This is a genomic window from uncultured Rummeliibacillus sp., from assembly GCF_934216135.1.
GTDB lineage: Bacteria > Bacillota > Bacilli > Bacillales_A > Planococcaceae > Rummeliibacillus.
This window is the reverse complement of sequence record NZ_CAKQBI010000014.1, coordinates 12,311-32,784: the sequence shown is the minus strand read 5'-3', so window position 1 is coordinate 32,784 and position 20,474 is coordinate 12,311. Positions and strand designations below refer to the sequence as shown.

At 34.3% G+C, this 20,474-nt stretch carries 24 protein-coding genes and 1 pseudogene; 19 read left to right on the top strand and 6 right to left on the bottom strand.

From position 1 onward, the window contains the following. Window positions 1-20 precede the first annotated feature (20 nt). The 4 genes from Q0977_RS10735 to Q0977_RS10720 all read left to right on the top strand — a co-directional run bounded on the left by Q0977_RS10735 (window position 21) and on the right by Q0977_RS10720 (window position 3,469). On the top strand, window positions 21-1,124 hold the full coding sequence (locus tag Q0977_RS10735; RefSeq protein ID WP_119416367.1) for an HD-GYP domain-containing protein: 1,104 nt from the start codon (window positions 21-23) through the stop codon (window positions 1,122-1,124). Between the two features lie 50 nt (window positions 1,125-1,174). After that, a complete protein-coding gene (gene yunB / locus Q0977_RS10730) occupies window positions 1,175-1,987 on the top strand; it encodes a sporulation protein YunB (protein WP_119416374.1) in 813 nt (270 codons plus the stop codon). A gap of 110 nt (window positions 1,988-2,097) precedes the next feature. Beyond that, window positions 2,098-3,015: a lipoyl synthase gene (lipA, locus tag Q0977_RS10725; RefSeq protein WP_119416368.1), complete on the top strand. Its 918-nt coding sequence runs from the start codon at window positions 2,098-2,100 to the stop codon at window positions 3,013-3,015. Window positions 3,016-3,043: 28 nt separating this feature from the next. Next, complete coding sequence (locus Q0977_RS10720; protein ID WP_119416375.1) at window positions 3,044-3,469, top strand: YutD family protein; 426 nt, start codon at window positions 3,044-3,046, stop codon at window positions 3,467-3,469. 94 nt (window positions 3,470-3,563) lie between these two features. Here Q0977_RS10720 and Q0977_RS10715 read toward each other — a convergent pair whose 3' ends face one another. Then, on the bottom strand, window positions 3,564-3,830 hold the full coding sequence (locus Q0977_RS10715; protein ID WP_119416369.1) for a DUF3055 domain-containing protein: 267 nt from the start codon (window positions 3,828-3,830) through the stop codon (window positions 3,564-3,566). Between the two features lie 88 nt (window positions 3,831-3,918). Between Q0977_RS10715 and Q0977_RS10710 the strand changes: the two genes are divergently transcribed. Beyond that, window positions 3,919-4,368: a type VII toxin-antitoxin system HepT family RNase toxin gene (locus Q0977_RS10710; protein ID WP_119416370.1), complete on the top strand. Its 450-nt coding sequence runs from the start codon at window positions 3,919-3,921 to the stop codon at window positions 4,366-4,368. Continuing rightward, on the top strand, window positions 4,368-5,132 hold the full coding sequence (locus tag Q0977_RS10705) for a TIGR01457 family HAD-type hydrolase (protein WP_299513593.1): 765 nt from the start codon (window positions 4,368-4,370) through the stop codon (window positions 5,130-5,132). The genes Q0977_RS10710 and Q0977_RS10705 overlap by 1 nt, the downstream gene beginning before the upstream one ends. 48 nt (window positions 5,133-5,180) lie before the next feature. On the opposite strand, the gene Q0977_RS10700 is transcribed toward Q0977_RS10705, so the two are convergent. Continuing rightward, on the bottom strand, window positions 5,181-5,417 hold the full coding sequence (locus Q0977_RS10700) for a YuzB family protein (protein WP_124217948.1): 237 nt from the start codon (window positions 5,415-5,417) through the stop codon (window positions 5,181-5,183). 186 nt (window positions 5,418-5,603) lie between these two features. Between Q0977_RS10700 and Q0977_RS10695 the strand changes: the two genes are divergently transcribed. The 4 genes from Q0977_RS10695 (at window position 5,604) to Q0977_RS10680 (ending at window position 9,670) form a co-directional block, all read left to right on the top strand. Further along, entirely contained in the window at window positions 5,604-6,668 is a 1,065-nt protein-coding gene (locus Q0977_RS10695; RefSeq protein WP_299513583.1) for an NAD(P)/FAD-dependent oxidoreductase, read from the top strand. A gap of 421 nt (window positions 6,669-7,089) precedes the next feature. Beyond that, on the top strand, window positions 7,090-8,076 hold the full coding sequence (locus tag Q0977_RS10690; protein WP_299513580.1) for an aliphatic sulfonate ABC transporter substrate-binding protein: 987 nt from the start codon (window positions 7,090-7,092) through the stop codon (window positions 8,074-8,076). Window positions 8,077-8,089: 13 nt separating this feature from the next. Next, a complete protein-coding gene (locus Q0977_RS10685) occupies window positions 8,090-8,932 on the top strand; it encodes an ABC transporter permease (protein ID WP_299513577.1) in 843 nt (280 codons plus the stop codon). Window positions 8,933-8,935: 3 nt separating this feature from the next. Continuing rightward, window positions 8,936-9,670 carry an ABC transporter ATP-binding protein gene (locus tag Q0977_RS10680; RefSeq protein ID WP_299513574.1) on the top strand — a complete coding sequence of 245 codons (735 nt, stop codon included), beginning with the start codon at window positions 8,936-8,938 and terminating at the stop codon, window positions 9,668-9,670. 34 nt (window positions 9,671-9,704) lie between these two features. On the opposite strand, the gene Q0977_RS10675 is transcribed toward Q0977_RS10680, so the two are convergent. Beyond that, the gene (locus Q0977_RS10675) at window positions 9,705-10,031 is read right to left on the bottom strand and encodes a YuzD family protein (RefSeq protein WP_119417427.1); all 327 of its coding nucleotides are present in this window, start codon (window positions 10,029-10,031) and stop codon (window positions 9,705-9,707) included. A gap of 25 nt (window positions 10,032-10,056) precedes the next feature. Between Q0977_RS10675 and Q0977_RS10670 the strand changes: the two are divergent. Then, window positions 10,057-10,355 (top strand): annotated as a pseudogene (locus Q0977_RS10670) (NifU family protein). A 106-nt stretch (window positions 10,356-10,461) separates the two neighbouring features. Here Q0977_RS10670 and Q0977_RS10665 read toward each other — a convergent pair. Continuing rightward, window positions 10,462-11,145 carry a DUF2225 domain-containing protein gene (locus tag Q0977_RS10665; RefSeq protein WP_299513570.1) on the bottom strand — a complete coding sequence of 228 codons (684 nt, stop codon included), beginning with the start codon at window positions 11,143-11,145 and terminating at the stop codon, window positions 10,462-10,464. A gap of 144 nt (window positions 11,146-11,289) precedes the next feature. Between Q0977_RS10665 and Q0977_RS10660 the strand changes: the two genes are divergently transcribed. From Q0977_RS10660 to Q0977_RS10645, 4 genes are all read left to right on the top strand, one after another. Further along, complete coding sequence (locus Q0977_RS10660) at window positions 11,290-11,652, top strand: iron-sulfur cluster assembly accessory protein (protein WP_119417430.1); 363 nt, start codon at window positions 11,290-11,292, stop codon at window positions 11,650-11,652. A gap of 264 nt (window positions 11,653-11,916) precedes the next feature. Then, window positions 11,917-13,137: an NAD(P)/FAD-dependent oxidoreductase gene (locus Q0977_RS10655; protein WP_299513567.1), complete on the top strand. Its 1,221-nt coding sequence runs from the start codon at window positions 11,917-11,919 to the stop codon at window positions 13,135-13,137. Between the two features lie 145 nt (window positions 13,138-13,282). Further along, window positions 13,283-13,774: an NUDIX domain-containing protein gene (locus Q0977_RS10650; RefSeq protein WP_119416874.1), complete on the top strand. Its 492-nt coding sequence runs from the start codon at window positions 13,283-13,285 to the stop codon at window positions 13,772-13,774. 102 nt (window positions 13,775-13,876) lie between these two features. Beyond that, complete coding sequence (locus Q0977_RS10645; RefSeq protein WP_119416875.1) at window positions 13,877-14,206, top strand: YuiB family protein; 330 nt, start codon at window positions 13,877-13,879, stop codon at window positions 14,204-14,206. 61 nt (window positions 14,207-14,267) lie between these two features. Here the strand turns inward: Q0977_RS10645 and Q0977_RS10640 are convergent, their stop codons facing one another. Next, window positions 14,268-14,738 carry a divergent PAP2 family protein gene (locus Q0977_RS10640; RefSeq protein WP_299513561.1) on the bottom strand — a complete coding sequence of 157 codons (471 nt, stop codon included), beginning with the start codon at window positions 14,736-14,738 and terminating at the stop codon, window positions 14,268-14,270. A gap of 335 nt (window positions 14,739-15,073) precedes the next feature. On the opposite strand from Q0977_RS10640, the gene Q0977_RS10635 reads away from it, so the two are divergent. The 3 genes from Q0977_RS10635 to Q0977_RS10625 all read left to right on the top strand — a co-directional run bounded on the left by Q0977_RS10635 (window position 15,074) and on the right by Q0977_RS10625 (window position 17,566). After that, the gene (locus Q0977_RS10635) at window positions 15,074-16,585 is read left to right on the top strand and encodes a leucyl aminopeptidase (RefSeq protein WP_299513559.1); all 1,512 of its coding nucleotides are present in this window, start codon (window positions 15,074-15,076) and stop codon (window positions 16,583-16,585) included. A gap of 55 nt (window positions 16,586-16,640) precedes the next feature. Further along, window positions 16,641-16,829, top strand: coding sequence for a hypothetical protein (locus Q0977_RS10630; RefSeq protein ID WP_119416878.1), 189 nt, complete (start codon window positions 16,641-16,643; stop codon window positions 16,827-16,829). A gap of 176 nt (window positions 16,830-17,005) precedes the next feature. Further along, window positions 17,006-17,566, top strand: a complete 561-nt coding sequence (locus Q0977_RS10625; RefSeq protein ID WP_124217956.1) for a DUF5366 family protein — start codon at window positions 17,006-17,008, stop codon at window positions 17,564-17,566. A 44-nt stretch (window positions 17,567-17,610) separates the two neighbouring features. On the opposite strand, the gene Q0977_RS10620 is transcribed toward Q0977_RS10625, so the two are convergent. Continuing rightward, entirely contained in the window at window positions 17,611-19,467 is a 1,857-nt protein-coding gene (locus Q0977_RS10620) for a transglycosylase domain-containing protein (RefSeq protein WP_299513553.1), read from the bottom strand. Between the two features lie 410 nt (window positions 19,468-19,877). Between Q0977_RS10620 and Q0977_RS10615 the strand changes: the two genes are divergently transcribed. Further along, complete coding sequence (locus Q0977_RS10615; RefSeq protein ID WP_119416881.1) at window positions 19,878-20,468, top strand: peptidylprolyl isomerase; 591 nt, start codon at window positions 19,878-19,880, stop codon at window positions 20,466-20,468. Window positions 20,469-20,474: the final 6 nt, after the last annotated feature.

Here is a 20,474-nt window from a genome sequence, read left to right as displayed (position 1 = left end):
GATGATTGGGGAAGAACAGCATGCGGTTGATATCAACGGAAGTATTACAAACGGGCATGGTAATAGGTAGGACAATTTGGAATGAGATTGGTAGACCATTATTACAAAAGGGTGTAAAAGTATCAGATCTGATTATCAAACGATTACAAGAATTGAATATACAATATGTATACATTGACGATAGTATATCAAAAGATATCGAAGTAAAAGAAGCCATACCTAGAACAGTAAGACAACATGCGGTACAGCAAATAACGTCATCTTTTAATCAGTTAAAAATGCTGAAAGGAAAAGATGTTACATATTGTCTGGACCGTCAATCGAAGCAATTTACATTAATTATTGATGATTTGTTGAATAATATTATGAATAACAAAGAAATTTTAACCATTCTAAGTGATGCTTTTCTTTATGATAACTATATCTATCAGCATTCCTTGCAAGTAGCGGTTTACTCGATTGCGATTGCAAAGGAAATGAAATATAATGCGGTTGAAATTCGTCAAATAGGAATAGGTGCTATACTACATGATATCGGAAAGATGATGATTCCTCAGGAAATACTTAAAAAACCAGGAAGATTAACAAACGAAGAATACGAAATCATGAAACAGCATACTAAGTACGGTTTTGACATTTTGAGAAATTTACATACGATTTCCCTATTATCTGCACATTGTGCATTTCAACATCATGAACGATTAGATGGCAGTGGTTATCCAAGAGGATTGCTGGATTTCGAAATCCATCCATATGCAAAAATTATTGCAGTAGCAGATGTATTTGATGCGGTTACTTCAAATCGAGTGTATCGAAATAAGATGCTTCCTTCACTAGGGATGGATATTATTAAAGAAGGCAGTGGTACATTATACGACGAAAAAGTAGTAAATGCTTTAAGACGTTGTGTAGCATATTATCCTAATGGAACTGTCCTATTATTATCTGATGGTCGTAGAGGGATTGTTTGTAAGCAAAATAAAGAAAACACAGAGAGACCATGGGTTCGGATATTCGAGGAAAATAACGAAATACTTAAAGCTACATATGAAATTTTATTAGCTGATGAAGTAGACCTATCCGTCAAAAAGGTTGAAGTTGAATATTTATCACAAGTCGAATAATGGCAACCTCCTATTCATATTATTGATTAGGAGGTATTTTTGTGCGATTGATGAAAAAGAGAAAGCAACTATTCAGGCGATCACGTCTATTCCCAATGGTATTGGTTAGTCTTTTAGGTTGCGTATTGCTATTTTTTTATTACATTAATGCTCAACTTATGCCCACATTTATGCGGTATGCTGAAGTTGAAACCAATAAAATCGCATCTTATGTAATTAGTAAGGCTATAACATCAAGAACTTCAAATGTACTTGATAGCAATGAAGTAATTGAAAGTGTAGGAGAAGGAGAAAATCAGGGGCTAGTCGATTCAAAGTTGAATACAGAAGTGATTACTCGAATTATGGCAGAAACACAAACATTAGTTCAATCACATTTAGAAGAAGCGGAAAAAGGAAATTTAGATCATTTACCAAAATATGAAGATATCGAATATGATGAGGAATCCATGCAGAGAGATGGCGGAATTGTATTTTACGTACCAATTGGACTTGCCACAGGTTTGCCGTTACTCGGAAATCTAGGTCCGAAAATCCCTATCCGTTTCCATGTGATAGGGAATGTTCAGGTTAATATGGAACAAGAAATTCAAGAGTTCGGTATTAACAACGCTGCTGTCAAATACAGTGTGCGTACAACAGTTAATGTCCAAATAATTGTTCCTTTTGATAGTATGTCAGCAACAGTGGAACAAAAAATACCTGTAGCAATCACTTTGTTAAAAGGGAATGTTCCGTATATTTATTCTAGTGATGCTTCATCAACCCAACCGGCTATTGAAGTGCCATTACCTGCTACACCACCAAATTCTTCAACAAATGCACCATCTCCAACAGCGCCACCTGCTTCAGATAATAATTAGAATAAATACCATTTAAGAGTAACCCAAGGTTGAGAGAAAACCTTTAATATGTTAAATTGACAACAGTAAGGGATTTTCACATTTACTTAATCGATGGGAGCTGACTTATCGTGACATCATGTAAACCAACAAAGGGAGAATATATTCGAAAACCAGATTGGCTCAAAATTAAACTAAATACAAACGAAGAATATAAAGGTTTAAAAAAGCTAATGAGGGAGAAAAATTTACATACGGTTTGTGAGGAGGCAAAGTGTCCTAACATTCACGAATGTTGGGGTGAACGCCGTACAGCCACATTTATGATTTTAGGTGATATATGTACGCGTGCATGTCGATTTTGTGCAGTTAAGACAGGTCTTCCTACTGAACTGGATTTAGCAGAACCTGAACGTGTAGCAGATTCCGTACAGCTTATGAATTTAAAGCATGTTGTCATTACTGTTGTGGCACGTGATGATTTAAAAGATGGAGGAGCAAGCGTCCTTGCTGAAACAGTTCGAGCAATCCGTCGCAAATGTCCGTTTACTTCCATCGAAGTATTGCCTTCTGATATGGGAGGAGTAAAAGAAAATTTACAAATATTAATGGATGCAAAACCAGATATTTTGAATCATAATATAGAGACAGTAAGACGGTTAACACCAAGAGTTCGTGCACGTGCAACATATGATCGTTCTTTAGAGTTTTTAAAGCGCGCGAAAGAAATGCAACCAGATATTCCTACAAAGTCATCTTTAATGATTGGTCTTGGGGAAACAGAAGAAGAAATTATTGAAGTAATGGATGACTTACGCGCAAATAATGTAGATATTATGACAATAGGTCAGTATCTTCAACCAACGAAAAAGCATTTACCAGTGAAGAAATACTATTCTCCATTGGAGTTTGGAAAGCTTCGTAAAATAGCCATGTCTAAAGGCTTTAGCCATTGTGAGGCAGGTCCTTTAGTTCGTAGTAGTTATCATGCAGATGAACAAGTAAATGAAGCTGCAAAACATAAACATGCGCTTGGAGAAAATGCGTAATCATCTTTAAAAAATGGATGGTGATAAAATGATTATTGCAGATCAATCAATGTATGAAATCATTGAAAATGTAAAAGAAGGATTTAAACAAGAAGATTTTAATGGCCGTTATAGTGATATTTTATCGAAGTATGATTATATTGTTGGAGACTGGGGCTATGGTCAACTTCGTTTAAAAGGCTTCTATGAAGATAAAAACCAAAAGGCTACTTTTGATACACGAATTAGCACGCTACAAGATTATTTATACGAATATTGTAATTTTGGCTGTTCCTATTTTGTATTAAAAAAAATAGGGAAAGCACCTCAATTGGTGGATTCATCTAAAGAGATGATTGAAGCAGTAGAGGAAGATATTATCTTGATCGAAGAAACAGATACACCTCAATTGGATGAAAGTAATTTAGAGAATGATTTAGAACAACAAAAAAACATCGAGCAAGGGCAATTTTAAACCCTCTCGATGTTTTTTTTATGCAGTTAAATAAAATTCAACTGATTTTTATGCTTACTTTTTGAACACACTATCCCTATAGAAAAAAGTCATCTTAACCAATTAGTTCATACAAATATTCTCGAATCTCCTGAGCTTCCTCTGGCGATCTTTTGTATACGTCTTCTAGGTAGCCTGGTTCGTCTAAATCATCAGATCCGATAATAGCAAATCGATTATGTTGCATATCTAAAACAAGAACTTTTCCATAGAAACGGTTGCTTTGCATTATTGCCAAATCATATCGTTGGTTTTCACCCATGAAGCTAACAAATCTTGTCTTATTCTCTTCTATATCATCATATAAAAAAAATCTTTCCATTTATTCATAACCCCTTCCGGTTCTAAAGTTATGTTACTATAGAAGAGAATAAGGTATCAACCTTTACTATTTGAATGGAGGAAGCAAAATGTATTTTGTTGATCGAAAAAAAATTACAAATAATCTTGAATATATGGATTCTATTATGAATACTTTTCAACAAACAGAAAATTGGTTAATGGATGATGTGCATAAACTAGCTGTAGAACGTATTGCAAACGTTTTAATTGAAGCTATTATAGATGTTGGAAACTCAATGATTGATGGTTTTATCATGAGAGATCCGGGCAGTTATGAAGACATCATCGATATTTTAGTAGACGAAAAAGTAATCACTGCTGATATGGAACAACCACTTAAAGCGTTAATTGGTCTTCGTAGAGGGCTTGTACGCGATATTTTAGAAGTAGATGACCAAGAAGTTATTAAAGTTCTAAATGAGCATTTAAATGTTATTAAAGCGTTTTCACCATGTGTAAATAAATACTTGATCAATGAGTTAGGACCAGTTACTGCATTTATCCCTGAGGAACAATAATGAGAAAGTATAAAGCTTATTGCTTTGATCTAGATGGAACGGTCTATAAAGGATCTGAACCTATATCAGAGGCAAAAGATTTTATAAATTATTTAAAGCAACAGGGAATTGAACCCTTCTTCGTTACAAATAATGCGAAAATGACTGGTGAACAACTACAAAGCAAATTACTCAATATGGGGATTGAAGCAAAAAAAGATCATATTATGACTTCTGCAATGGCTACTGCCAAGTATATTGCTAAGCATTTTCCTAATAAGACGGTCAAGGTTTTAGGTGGAGATGGGTTAAAGCAAGCTATTCTTGATACAGGTATGGAAGTTGTTTCGAATAATCCAGACGTTTTTGTGCAAGGTATGAATACGGAACTAACTTATCAAATGTTGGCAGAGGCTTGCTATGCTATACAAAATGGTGCAGTATTCATAGCAACAAATGGTGATGTGAAATTTTCAAGCGAGTATGGATTTGCACCTGGTAATGGCGCTATAGCAGAAATGATTCATAATGTAACAGATGTTGCACCTATTTATATTGGTAAACCAGCTACACATATGCTTGAAATTATTCGCCAAGAATTTAATTTACAAAAAGAAGATATGTTAATGATTGGGGACAACTATGATACGGATATCCTTGCAGGGATTCGTTTTGGAATTGACACATTACATGTCAATACAGGAGTAACGCGTACAGAAGATGTTCAAAATAAAGAAAAAACAGCAACATACACGGTTAAAACATTGTTAGAATGTATAGAATAGAAATGAAGGACCTATTAAATCATAAAAGACTTAGTAGGTCCCATTTCCTTAAAATAAAGGATTTTCCTCTATAAATTGATAAATTTTTTTCGTTAATTCCTCTGGTGTTTCGGCTTCAACCAATTCTCCATTGACAAGTGCATATAATTTTTCAGAACATCTTGTACAATAGCTTAGACAACCATATTCAAGCACATCTACATTTGGATCTTGTTCTAGCACTTCATATGTTTCTTGGGAGCCGTTAGCCAAATTGCTGACGCAAAATTCAACAAGTGGATTCATATAACACGTCACCTCACCCTTCGAATGCTACTATTATTTTTTTTATTCGTCAATTTTTCTACTTAGTTCGTTTTTCTACTTGAATTGTGAAAGTTATCACAAAGATATTGTGAAAGTTATCACAATCAGCTATACTCGTTAAGGACAGATTTAAATGTGACAAAATTGTTAATAAGGGAGATTATTATGAAACGATTAGTATTATTAGGCGGTGGCTATGGCAACATGCGTATTTTACTTCGCTTATTGCCAAATAATTTTCCAGAAGATGTACAAATTACTCTCGTAGATCGTGCACCATTCCATAGTTTAAAAACTGAATTTTATGCTTTGGCTGCAGGAACAACACCTGAAAAGGATATTCGAGTTAAGTTCCCAGAGAACAACAGACTTTCAGCTGTATACGGAGAAATTGAACGCATCGATTTAGAAAATAAAATAGTTCTTCTTGAAGATGGTAAAAAAGTTGAATATGACGATTTAGTTATTGGACTTGGTTGTGAAGATAATTATCATAATGTACCAGGAGCAGCAGAATATACTTACAGTATCCAAACTATGGCTAAGTCTCGTATTACGTACAATGCATTAGCAGGATTACCATCAGGTTCAACAGTTGCAATTGTTGGTGCTGGATTAAGTGGTATCGAATTAGCAAGTGAATTACGTGAGAGTCGTGCAGATCTTAAGATTAAACTATTTGACCGTGGACCACGTATTTTAAAAGACTTCCCAGAACGTTTAAGTAAATACGTGAAAAAATGGTTTGATAGCCATGACGTTGAAGTTATTGCAAAGTCAAATATAACAAAAGTGGAAGATAAAATTCTTTATAATCATGAAGAAAAAATTGAAGTGGATGCAGTCGTATGGACAGCTGGTATTCAACCAGTAAAAGTAGCACGCGATACAGGGCTAGAATTGAACCGTGGTCGTATTGAAGTTACACAATATATGAATGTTCCAAGCGATGAATCTGTGTATGTAGTTGGTGACTGTGCAGCTTCTCAATTCGGTCCAAGTGCTCAGCTTGCTGAAGAACAAGCAGAACATATTGTAAAAGTATTGAAATTACGTTGGAGCAACCAACCACTACCAGAAAAAATGCCTGAAATTAAGCTAAAAGGCTTTATGGGAGCTCTTGGTAAAAAACAAGGTTTCGTATATCTAGCAGATACAACTGTTACTGGACGTATAGCACGTCTGATGAAATCTGGATTGCTATGGATGTACAAACGTCATAATGGTTAATCAAGTGCCAGAAATGATAATTAGATTATCGTTTCTGGTTTTTTTATATCCAATTACTATCACAACGTCCTTGAAAAATGCTATTATCAAGGACTCGTTTTTTTAGAAGTCAAACATTAATCCTGCAAGTGTTGAAGCCCTAAAAGCATAAATAATAAAAATGATTGGATAAAAGAAACAATAAGTACTATCTAAAATGAGTCTCTACTTTTAAAGAACCGAACTAACAATTGGAGGTGCATTTCAAATGATAGTGCTTTTTTATTTATAAATAAGTGAATTAAATTTAGAGAATAGATCACATACATATAAAACATAGTTGACAAATAGGAATTATAACAATAATATTATGACTATATTAAAAATTTAGAAAAGTTAAAATTTTATATGAAAGTTGTTTTCAACTAAAGGAGGTAGAAGGATGAAGAAATCCGCTTTGTTCATGTTAATATTCTCATTATTGCTCGTAATAGGTGTGTTACAAGCATGTGGCAATAGTAAAGCATCTGGAAATGATGTATTAAAAACAGTTCGATTAGATTATGCATATTATTCCCCTACAAGTTTAGTTCTGAAGAAATTTGGTTGGTTAGAGGAAGAATTTAAAAAAGATGATGTGAAGGTAGAATGGACATTAAGTCAAGGAAGTAATAAGGCTTTAGAATTTTTAACAAGTAACAGTATCGATTTTGGCTCAGCGGCAGGGGCAGCAAGTTTAATCACAAAATCTAAGGAAGTTCCTATACAGAATGTCTATGTATTATCTCAACCAGAATGGACCGCTTTAGTATCATTAGATAATTCTATTAAGTCTATTAACGATTTAAAAGGAAAAAAAGTAGCTGCTACATATGGAACGGACCCTTATATTTTCTTACTTCGTGCATTAAATGAAGAAGGGTTAAGTGAAAAGGATATTAAATTTGTAAATTTACAACATAATGACGGTTATCAAGCATTAGTTAAAGGTGATGTAGCAGCATGGGCAGGTCTTGATCCGATTATGGCAACAGCAGAGCAAGAAGCAAATGCAAAATTATTCTATCGTAATACCGAGTTTAATACCTATAATTTTTTGAATGTAAGAGAAGATTTTGAAAAGGCATATCCTGAAGCAGTCGAAAAAGTCATTAAATCCTATGAGGAAGCACGTAAATGGATTATAACTCATCCTGATGAGGCTGCAGAAATCATTTCAAAGGAAGCAAAAATAGATTTGAATACTGCAAAAATTCAACTTGAACGTACAAATTTTGATCAACCAATTCCTGGTGAGCAACAAGTGACGGCTTTAAATGCTGCTGGAGAAGTATTACAGAAAGCAAAAGTTATCAAATCAAATGTAGATGTAGAAAAAACAACAAATAATCTTGTTGAACCATCTTTTGCAAAAAAAATTATTAAGTAAAGAGAGGGTTTGTATGGCGAAGAAAATTGCAGAGTTTCCATCATCCATAGAATATGGGAAAGAGCCGTCTGTAAATAAAATAAAAAGAGCTAAGGCTTCAAAGATAGTCCTTAGTTTATTTCTTCCATTGCTTCTTTTAGCTCTATGGATTTTTGTAACAGACACAGGAATATTATCTTCATATCAGCTACCATCTCCATTAGCTGTGATTTATACAATCCAAGGTTTAGCATTAGACGGGACGCTTTGGGGACATTTAGGAATAACAGTCTATCGCGTACTGGTTGGTTCATTAATTGGAACTTTCTTAGCCGTATTATTGGGTTTGATTGTTGGTTTTTACAATAAAGCAGAGCGTATTTTTGATCCAATGATTCAAGCATTTAAATCGATTCCATCACTAGCTTGGGTACCATTGTTTATCCTTTGGATGGGCATTGGTGAACCTTCAAAAATCAGCTTAATAGCTGTTGGGGTGTTCTTTCCAGTGTACTTAAATGTTGTAAGTGGCATTTTAAATGTGGATCGTAAACTAATAGAGGTTGGAAAAGTTGCAGGGTTTAGCCATTTTGAGTTAGTAAGGCGTATTATTTTTCCAGCGAGTTTGCCTTCTTTCTTTACAGGTGTTCGTAGTGGTTTAGGCTTAGGATGGATGTTTGTTGTGGCCGCTGAGCTTATGGGGGCAAGCCAAGGATTAGGATATCTCTTGGTGATTGGTCAAAATTCATCTTCACCTGATTTAATCATTGGTAGCATAATTCTGTTTGCTTTTGTTGGAAAGTTAACAGATTGGCTTATTAAACTTGTTGAGAATCGTATGTTGAAATGGCGAGACAACAGTATGATAGGAGGTTAACAAATGGTATTGGAAGTAAATCAATTAACCCGTATTTTTGATAACCAAAATGGCGTAAAAAACGTATCCTTTGATGCTCGAGAAGGGGAAACCATTGGATTATTAGGAAAGAGCGGTTCAGGGAAAAGTACAATATTACGTGCAATTGCAGGGTTAGACAATGGCTATACGGGAGAAGTCTTGATTTCAGGTGAAAGTATAGATGGACCACACCCTAAAGTAGGTGTAGTTTTTCAAGAAGCTAGATTATTTCCTTGGTTAACTGTTTTGGAAAATGTAACTTTTACGTTAAAAGGCAATGAAGAAACCAATAATAAGTTTGCAAGAAAACTTTTAAAACAAGTTGGACTTGAAGGTGCAGAAAATTTATATATAAAAGAATTATCTGGAGGGATGGCACAACGTGTATCGATAGCGCGTGCTATTGTAGCAAAACCAGGATTATTATTAATGGACGAACCGTTTAGTGCTCTTGATGCCTTCACAAAAATGCAACTTCAAGATTTAATGCTTGATATATGGCGTGCAGAAAAAGTGACATCTATTATTGTTACTCATGATATTGATGAGGCATTATATTTATGTAATCGAATCATAGTTTTATCAGGAAAACCTGGTGAAGTAGAACGTGAATTTATCATTAATGAACCATTTCCGCGCGACCGTGGGAGTGAGCGGTTAGCTCATATGAAAAAAGAAATTCTTCAAAGTCTTCAAATTGAATCAGTACGAATATAAATCGCTATTTAAAAATAAAAAAGGCTTCCCCAGTTTACGCTGGTAGGAAGCCTAATTTTTCGAGTTCTTGATAAATTGGTTTTAGTTGAATATAACCTTCTCCAATTACTTCGTTATTAATAAGTACTAGTGGATAAAAGAATTCATCATCCATTACTCGTTGTGCCCATTTTGCATGCCGGTCATTCTCAATTGGCTGCTCAATATCGATATAACTAATATTATAAGGGTTATTGGGATATTTACGATCAATTGCAGCTTTTAACCACTCGAATGTATCTTTTGAAGATGGCGCATTTACACAGCTTGCACACTGTACACTAGCTCCAAATATCTCAATTGAAATTGAATTATTGGTCATGATCAATTAACCTCGCATTTCAATAATGGATTTTTTATCTTATACACATTATAATGATTTTAAGGAAAGGAGTCGATAGTTATGACAGAACATGTTTCAGATATGAAAGAACAAGTACAAGAAGTATTAGATAAATTACGCCCATTCCTTCTTCGTGATGGAGGAGATTGCGATTTAGTAGATGTTGAAGATGGTGTTGTTAAATTACGTTTACTAGGTGCATGTGGTAGCTGCCCAAGTTCAACAATCACTCTAAAAGCTGGTATTGAACGTGCACTTTTAGAAGAAGTACCTGGAGTAGTAGAAGTAGAACAAGTCTTTTAATCTATAGAAAAGGGTTGACCTATAGTTGCTAAATAAGCAATTTTAAGGCCGACCTTTTTTTTCGATTGAAAAAAATGAAGCTAATAAATTTCTATTTAATAGTGGTCTACTGGTTAACATTTTCTTCTCGCATTTGTTTCCACTGATCTTTTGCCATTTCAATAATTTTCACTTCATTTGAATTTCGTTGCATTTCTATTACTTTTGAGAAGTAACGTATTGCTTTATCACGATCATCAATTCTACGAGATAATTCAGCGATTAAATAGATTACTCGAATTTCAGTCATTGAAGTTCCTGTATAATCTTCTGTGGAAAATGATTCAATATATTGATCTCGTGAAATTTCCATAAATCGCTTTTCTTGTACTTCGTTTTTGATGGAGCGATATAACCAGGCAGTGCGGAGTGCTAGACCAGCTAACGCAATATGTTTTTCCTTTTTTAAATTTCCACATACAAGTCCAAGTTGGTAAGCTTGTAAGGCATCTTCTATAGTTCTTTCACCTGAAAAATTATGTGCTTTCCAATGTGAAGATATTTTTTCATCTATTATTTCCTTTAATCCTGGAGCAAAGTATTTTGAAAAATCTTCTGTAAATGAAAAACCACAATGTTCACAAACAAATACATTATAAAACAAAGGATTTATATCATTTTCATAAATAGGATGGAAATCACTTTCAGTTTCTTTTACTTTGACAAAGTTTGCCCTTGTTTTCGTTGATTTAAATTTCTTTTTACAATGAATACATTCTATCTGCTTTTTATAGTAGGGGGTAATTTCCATTATAACAGCTCCATTTACTACAATAATTGTAGGTAAATTATATCATATTAATTTAATGATAAATTCGATATTTTTGTGAGCGTTTGTTATTTTACTCAGCATTGATAAATTTGATATGATGGATATAGGAAAGAGGTGACTCGGATGACACAAGTTGTTGATATTACAGAAGCAGCAGCATTTCATATAACAGAAATGATGCGTAATAATGGAGAAGAAGGCGCTTATTTGCGTGTTGCCGTAAAAGGTGGCGGTTGTAGCGGTCTTTCATATGCAATGGGTTTTGAACAAGAAAAAAAAGAGAATGATGAGCAATTTGAAGAACATGGTTTACAAATTATTGTTTCAAAAGAAGATGCTCCAATTCTTAAAGGAACAAAAATAGATTTTAAACAGTCCCTAATGGGCGGTGGCTTCACTATAGACAATCCGAATGCAATTGCCTCATGCGGTTGTGGAAGTTCTTTTAGAACAGCGAAGAATGCTGGTACACCGGAAGAATGTTAATTTAAAAAAACTAGGTGACAAAGAAATGTAAGCCCCTTTGTAAAGTCAATTTTAAAATCTGACTTTTTCAAAGGGGTTTTTTCTTTGAAAATTAATGTATTCAAAGATTAATTTGAACTAAAGCGATAAAAAAGATAGTATATAAATAGATAATTTTGTTGATTTATAGATTATTTCATAGGCGATGGAGAAAAAACATACATAATACTATAGGTTTAAAATATATTCTGCCTATTAAAAATTAAAAGGTGGTTTTGATTTTTTGTGATTAAGCCAAAAATTTTGATATTGGGTGCTGGGTACGGAGGTTTAATGACGGCTATAAATTTGCAGAAAAGACTTCGATCTAGGGATGCAGAAATTACGCTTGTCAATAAAAATTCCTATCATTATGAAACTACATGGTTACATGAAGCATCTGCCGGAAATTTAAAACCGGAACAAGTACGTTATGAAATAAAAGACGTTTTACATAAAAAAATAATATTCAAACAAGCAACTGTAGAAAAAATTGATATCCATTATAAAAGTGTTCAAACCAATCAAGGTGAATTATATTATGATTATTTAGTAGTAGCACTTGGCTTTGAAGGAGAAACGTTTGGAATCGATGGATTGGACAAATATACTTTTGGTATAACAAATGTTAATGATGCTCGTAAAATTCGGGATCATATTCATACACAATTTGCGGAATGGGCATCTCAAGAATTATTTGAAAAAGATGATGCTTTATTGACGATTGTTGTTGGTGGCGCCGGTTTTACCGGGATCGAATTTATAGGTGAACTAGCAAATAAAGTACCAGAATTATGTAGAGAATACGATGTTCCAAGAGAAAAAGTCCGTATTATTTGTGTGGAAGCAGCTCCTTCGATATTGCCAATGTTTTCAGAAACACTTGTAAATTACGCGGTAGATGTACTAACAAATAAAGGCATTGAATTTTCAGTGGGTACACCTGTTGTACAAGCGACAAAAGAGGGAGTCAAGATTAAGAAAGGCCCCAACCAATTTGATTTCATCAAGGCGGGTACTGTTGTATGGGCAGCTGGCGTAAGAGGACCAAGGGTTGTAGAAGAATCTGACTTACCTTCAAGGCGTGCTCGAGTCGCGGTTGAAGAAGATTTAAGTGTACCAGGTTATCAACACATATTTATGGTTGGGGATTGTGCATTTTTGGTCAATAGAGAGACAGAACGCCCATATCCGCCAACTGCTCAAATTGCAGTGCAACAAGCCAATACAGTCGCAAGAAATCTAGTAGCTTTACTTAAAGGCAAAGAAACAAAACCATTTATACCGGATTTAAAAGGAACTGTATGTTCACTAGGTGGTAGCGATGCAATTAGCAATGCATTTGGCAAAGAAATTACGGGTAAAACTGCTTATATTATGAAAAAAGTAATTGATAATCGTGCATTATATTTAATAGGCGGTTTAGGTTTAGTTTTAAAAAAGGGGAAATTGAATCCCTTTAAATAATTGTATGGTTTATATTTTCGTCGGATAGGATGACGTTGGAAAGGTTAAATGAGCAAGTTAAGAAAGCAGGTCAATCCTTAAAATTGACGTAGATTCTTTAACTTTCTTACTTTGTTGAAGGATGAACTGGTAAGAGGTGATGTATATGAACAGTAAAGATCGCTCACGAGTCTGGCTTGGTGTAGCTGGATTAGTTGAAAACGAAAATGGTGAATGGCTTGTTGTGATGAAGCGCTATGGCGGATTAGATGGAATGTGGTCATTACCAGCAGGGTTTGTAAAACCAGGCGAAACAATCGATCAAGCCTGCCATCGTGAATTACAAGAGGAAACGGGCATCAAGGCATCGATGCAAGGGTTAGTAGGATTACGAACAGGTGTTATTCATAATGATATAAGTGATACGATGGCTGTGTTTTATCTAACTGCTAATACACAAGAGCAACAGATTAAAGTGCAATTAGATGAATTATACGAAGCTTGTTGGATGACACCACAAGCTTTAAAGAATGATAAACGTACGTCACTTATGTTAATGCAAATAGTAGATTTTCCACTAAGAGCTTTACCTGCTACGATGGAAGGAATAGATAGAGAAAATGTATTTGGATATACTGACTACAAACTATTCTTCTAATTTACAGATTTTTGACAAAGTCATAGAAAAACATACCTAGTCATTGAAAGCCTTGTCTCAATCAGTTACACTAATGTGAGAGAATATGGAGGTTTCAAACATATGACAGGTGGATTTTCTATTATCCAATTAATCCTATCCATGCTAATTTTCTTAGTTATGTTCTTTGGAATTGGATTCTTATTAAATATGTTACTTCGATCAACTTGGTTTATGGCTATTCTATATCCAATCGTCGTAATTTTCATTGTGGATGATGTTAGTTTCTTAGATTATTTCTTTAAAGCTGGTACAGCATTTTCAGCTTTAGGACATAAACTAATTTCATTGCAACCTGCAGATATACTTATTCTTGCTAGCGGTCTAGTGGGAGCGATTATTTCTGGTATTGTAATGAAAATTTTACGTAGAATGGGTTATCAAATGTTTTAACATAAAGCAGTGGGCATTTATTTGGCTCACTGCTTTTTTCTTATGAGTAGGGAATAGGGTTTCAAACTGTATATATGATGATGGAAATTAGTATACCAGTTAAGCAACCAAAAAAAACTTCGATTGGACGATGACCAAGTAAAGTTTTTAAATCTTCAATCTTTTGAACGGGGTTTTTATCAAGGGATTCTTTAGATTTTATGATAAACGTTTGAAAGTCTTTACGCATTTGATTGATCACAACGGCTTGCTGACCTGCTTGGTAACGAATACCTGTTGCATCAAACATGACAATAACAGAAAAAATAACACATATAGCAAACAGTGGAGACGAAAGTCCATACTCAAAGCCAATGCTTGTTGTTAGCGCAGATACGGCTGCTGAATGAGAGCTTGGCATACCACCTGTTGAGGTAAAGAGTCCCCAATCCATTTCTTTAGTAGCGATAAAATGAATTGGGATTTTCACAAACTGTGCAATTAAAATACCGAATAGTGCAGCTAGCAAAGGGGTGTTGTGTAGAAGTTCCATAATATCAGCACCTTTCAGCTTTTACTTTTAAAACGATTAAGCAATTGTATTTACTATCAGAACTGTTACTTGCATTTAATATAGCACAGAGGTAATGATGGTTCATCTTTTAAATAATTTGTAATCATTTTTGAAGGTAGCAAAGTTTTAGTGAACTGAGTTACCCTGGAGAGAAAAACGAATTATATTTCAAAGAATAGATGATAATGATTAGGATTGAGGGGGAATTGTTCAAATCTATTTTAAGAAATCGTTGAATTTTCTAATAACAAATATTTCGAATGCCGAATTAGTTTGATATAATGTAAATAATAATGCGGGAAAGAGGTAAAAAAATGCTTATCGATAAAAGTGTCAAAAGTTTTGAATCTGCTGATGCAGAAGTATTAATTGTTGGTGTATCGAAAAATCAAAACAATATATCTAATTGGGATAAATTTGTTGAATTCTTTGGTCAACCAATTGAACAATGGATTAAAGATGGTGACATTCAAACAAGTGAAAAGGCGATTACCAAGATTCCGGTATTTACATCAAACACCAAAGTAAAACGTTTTATTTTCGTTGGTTTAGGAAATCGCAAAACATTAACACCTGAAGTATTACGTGAAGCATTTGGACATGTAGGGAAAGCACTAAGTAAATTGAAAGTAAGCTCTATGAATATCTGGGTGGATTCCTTCGAGACAGATGAAATCCCAGCTTCTGATGCAGTGATTATGGCAGCAGAAGGTATTCTAATGGGTTCTTATAAAGTAGAAAATTACAAAACAACATCCAATGCTGTAGATGTTGCTTTAGAAAATGTATCTTTCATCACTGACAAGGATATCGATGAAATTGTAGCAGGTTTTGAAGTTGGAGAAATTTATGCATCTGCAGTAAACGAAGCTCGTACATTGATCAATAAACCTGGAAATATGCTTAATTCTGCTAAATTAGCTGACTATGCTGTTGAACTTGCAGAGCAATACGGCTTTGAAGTTGAAATTTTGGATAAAGCACAGCTTGAAGAACTTGGAATGGGTGCTATTCTTGCTGTCAATAAGGGTTCTAAAGAAGAGCCACGTATGATTACGCTAAAATATAAAGCTACAGAAAAATGGGAAGATGTTATAGGATTTGTTGGGAAAGGAGTTACCTTTGATACTGGAGGTTATTCCATCAAATCTAAAGCTGGTTTAGTAGGTATGAAAGGTGATATGGGTGGAGCAGCTGCAGTTTTAGGTGCAATGCGTATCATTGGTGAATTACGACCAAACAAAAATGTAATTGGTGTAATAGGATCAACGGATAATATGATTTCTGGTGATGCATTTAAACCTGATGATGTGATCACAACATTTAGTGGAAAAACAGTTGAAATCTTAAATACTGATGCAGAAGGACGCTTAGTCCTCGCGGATGCTGTTGCTTATGCTAAACAACAAGGGGCAAATTATTTAATAGACTTGGCTACATTAACAGGTGGAGTTATTACAGCTCTTGGTTACGATAAAACTGGTGCTCTTACAAATAACAAAGCATTCTTTGATGCATTCTTAGAGGCGTCTATTGAAACGGGCGAGTTTGTATGGCAATTACCATTAACAGAAAACGACAAAAAACGTATACGTAAAAGTGATGTAGCTGATTTGAATAATTCCCCAGGTAGAGATGGGCATATGATTTTTGGTGGTGGATTTATCGGAGAATTTGCGGGAGATACTCCATGGATTCACTTGGATATTGCAGGTACTTCTGACGCTTTAAGTGAATACGACTTGGGACCAAAAGGTGGAACAGGGGTTATGGTACGTACACTTGCTACCTTTGTTGAACGTCTAGCACAAGAAGATTTGAAATAATAGGCAACGTCCTAGCTTTCTCGCCTATTCATACATAGGATAGAGCGAGAGGAGGATGACAATGTATCCATTTTATCCATATGGTGGAGGCTTCGGAGGTTTTGGTGGACCATTTTTTGGCGGCTTTTTAGGAGGATTAGTCGGATCAGCATTTCGTCCATACCCCCCTTATTATTATAATAGAGGGCCATTCTATCCACCATATTATAGAAGACCGTTCCGACCTTATAGACCTTACTGGTAATAAAAAAGCTTTTACCTACTCTCGCTTAGTGGGTAAGAGCTTTTTATTTTAGAGGTGATTATGTCATGAGATGAGCTATTTTACTAGAAATATTCCTTAGTTGCTCTTGATAGTTAGCCTAGTTTTTAGCTATTATGGTATAGGAATGAAATACATAAAAAAGAGGAAACAAAGCAATGAAAAATCCATATCTTTACGGATATTTGCCGCTCATCACAATTATTCTGTTTAGTTTAACATTTGGCCTATTTACCGTGACAGAGTCTATTGTGTTATTCAAATCTATCGGCGTATATTCAGGAATGCGAGAATTTTTATCTGAAATTCAAATGCGTATCTTTTTGTTAATAGTTTTTGCATTATGTTATTTTATGTTATTCTCAGCATTAAAATTAATAGGAGAGACTATTCATGAGTTAGCTATGCTATTTTTCTCAAAAGATTTAGAAGGAAAAACTGTTCATGAAGCTCGTGGTGGGAATGTCATCTTTTTCTTTGGAGCATTAGCTTCAGCGATTGGCATTCAGTCATTTTGGATCTTGCTAATAATTTTTATTGCTACAACGTTTATTTACTTTGTATATGTTATTTATAAACTAAGTAATTATATGACTTTTGGTGCTACAGTAGGTGTTATGCTATTCGAAATTGTCATATGGTTTGTCTTTTTAACGTTAATCATTTATGTCGTATTTAAATTGTATAACGGCATTGTATCGAGCTTACCATTTTCATAACAATAAAAAGCTATTCGAATTATTAGTTCGAATAGCTTTTTATATTAATCATTCATGATACTTGAAAAAATACGATGATGAATTTTTGCATTTTCAAGTCCTTGCATATTTTGTGGTCGGTCAAAACCAATCCAAACAGCAGATGTATAACGATCTGTTAATCCTGCTAACCAAAAGTCCCGATAGTCATTGGTTGTTCCTGTCTTAGCGCCAACATATGGTGCGTTAACGTGAATGCCAACACCTGTACCATGTTGAACAACATCAGACATTAAAAATCTAATATGTGAAACTGTACTAGGGGACCAAACTTGTCGAGAATGTTTACCCCATTTATAAAGAACGTTACCGTTTCTATCTTTTACGCTACGAATCGCGTGTGTAGGATAATAATCTCCATCGATAAAACTAGTATAAGCATCAGCTAATTCTGCTGATGTAACACCATGTGTTAATCCTCCAATTGCAGCAGCATAAGTACGATCTTGTTTTGTTAAAGAATCAAATTGGAATGGCTTTAAATAAGAGAAGGCTTTATTTAAGCCGATTGTATCAAATAATCGCATAGCAACCGTATTATAACTGTTACGGAAACCTTGTTGAATTGTTACATTTCCAAGAATTTGGCCACCATAGTTTTGAGGACAATAGGTTCCTTTGCAGAAAGGAGCACCACTAACATATGTATAGGGTGTAGCCTTTGTTTCTTCAAAATAAGGTGCATAGTCGATCAGTGGTTTAAAAGATGAGCCGGGCTGACGAGCTCCTTGGAACGATCGGTTATAATCATATTTTTTATAGCCTTTACCAGCATAGATGCTTATAATTTCACGCTTTTCATTATCAATGACAACAGCAGAAGCTTGCAAATTCCCTCTGTTTGCCAAAATACGATCGATATTTGATGTATCGATAGCTTGTTTAGTTGGTGACAATGCTGTTTCAATCGTAAGACCTTCACTTAGTAAAGTGTTAACTCGTTTTGTAAGTTTTGTATTAATAGCTTTTCTTAGTTGTGAAGTTTTTGCAGATTGCAACTGTCTAGTATAGCCTTCTTTTGATGCAACAAGTGAACGGAATTCGTTCATTACATATGTGCTATAAGCAGGGTACAGTTGTTTTTTCTTCTTCAATTTGATAACAATTTTTTCTTTTTTAATAGTCTCAGCTTCATTTTTTGATAAAACACTTTTTTCTACTAGTTTATCAATCAAACGCTCTTGTCTTTTTTTCGTATATTTGAAATGTCTCAATGGATCATAGAGTGATGGATTATTAGGAATGGCGGCTAAAAAGGCCATTTGTGCTTTAGATAATTGAGCAACTGGTTTGTTGAAATAATAAGTAGCAGCGCCATTTATACCATAAGTGCCATTACTAAAATACATTTCATTTAAATACATGTTCAAAATTTCATCTTTAGTAGTCTTACGCTCAAGTTCATAAGCATAAAAAATTTCAAGCATTTTACGTTCATATGTTTTTTCTGAAGATAGATATCGCATACGAACAAGTTGTTGCGTAATTGTACTACCACCTTGAGATGATTCTCCGCTTGCATTATTGGCCATAAATGCTCGAGCTATAGCAGTCAGGTCAAAACCAATATGTTGATAAAAATCTTCATCTTCACTATAGATAAATAATTTCTGAGCAAATTCAGGAATATCGGCAAGTTTTAATGGTTTTCTCCATTCTGTATATTCTTCAGAAAAGACTTTTCGATTGCGATCCTTAAGAATTGTTGGAACTAACACATTAGGAGCATCTAATTGAATGTTTGCTGTAAATTGTTTTTCAAAAGCTTTGGCGGTTTGTAATTCAGTTGAAATTTTTCCAAAAAGAAAAAATAGCAGAGGAAGACTACAAATTATAATAAGGCTACCTACTACTTTTCTCAAAAGTATCCTCCTCATTCATTTCTATGTATATTTCATCATCAACTAACAGAATAGCACATTTTTATTTGGATGGTGAGAAAAAAAGGAATTTTTAACAGCGAATGAGGTGATTTCAATTTAACGAGCATAACTGCCTTAAGTCTCGAAAATGAAAAAAGCTTTCGTTTATGTTAGACTAGGACGAGATGTAGTTATGAAAAGAATGGATATCTTGTTTAAATAACCTTCTGAAACCATATATCTTTACTTTTCGATACAATTAAGTTAATTTCATAACGCAATTTCACATTAATACCAAGCCTGTGGAAGCTGGCTGCAGCGAAACTTGAAATAATTCGTATTTTAAAATGAGAATTCTATTTATGAAATTAACTAAATTAAATAATATAAAATTTAAAGGAGATGTAATTATGTATCCACAATTATCATCTGAAGTAGCCGAAAATGAAGTATTAGTAGAAATGAAAACAACACTTGGTGCCATCAAAATCAAGTTATTCCCTGAACAAGCACCAAAAACAGTTGAAAACTTCTTAACACATGCAAAAAACGGCTATTATGAAGGAATCATTTTCCACCGTGTTATAAAAGATTTCATGATTCAAGGCGGCGACCCTACTGGTACTGGTATGGGCGGTGAAAGTATTTATGGTCATTCTTTTGAAGATGAATTTGCACCTGAATTGATGAATCTTCGCGGAGCACTATCTATGGCAAACGCTGGTCCAAATACAAATGGTAGTCAATTCTTTATCGTTCAAATGTCTGAAGTTCCTGCGAATATGATTGGACAAATGCAAGATGCAGGTTTCCCAGAAGAAGTGATTAATGCATATAAAGAACATGGTGGTACTCCATGGTTAGACGGAAAACACACTGTATTCGGTCAAGTAGTAGAAGGCATGGATACTGTTGATAAAATCGCTAATGTTGAAAAAGGTTTCCAAGATAAACCATTGGAAGATGTTGTTATTGAGTCTATTAAAGTTATTGAAAAATAAGGAGAC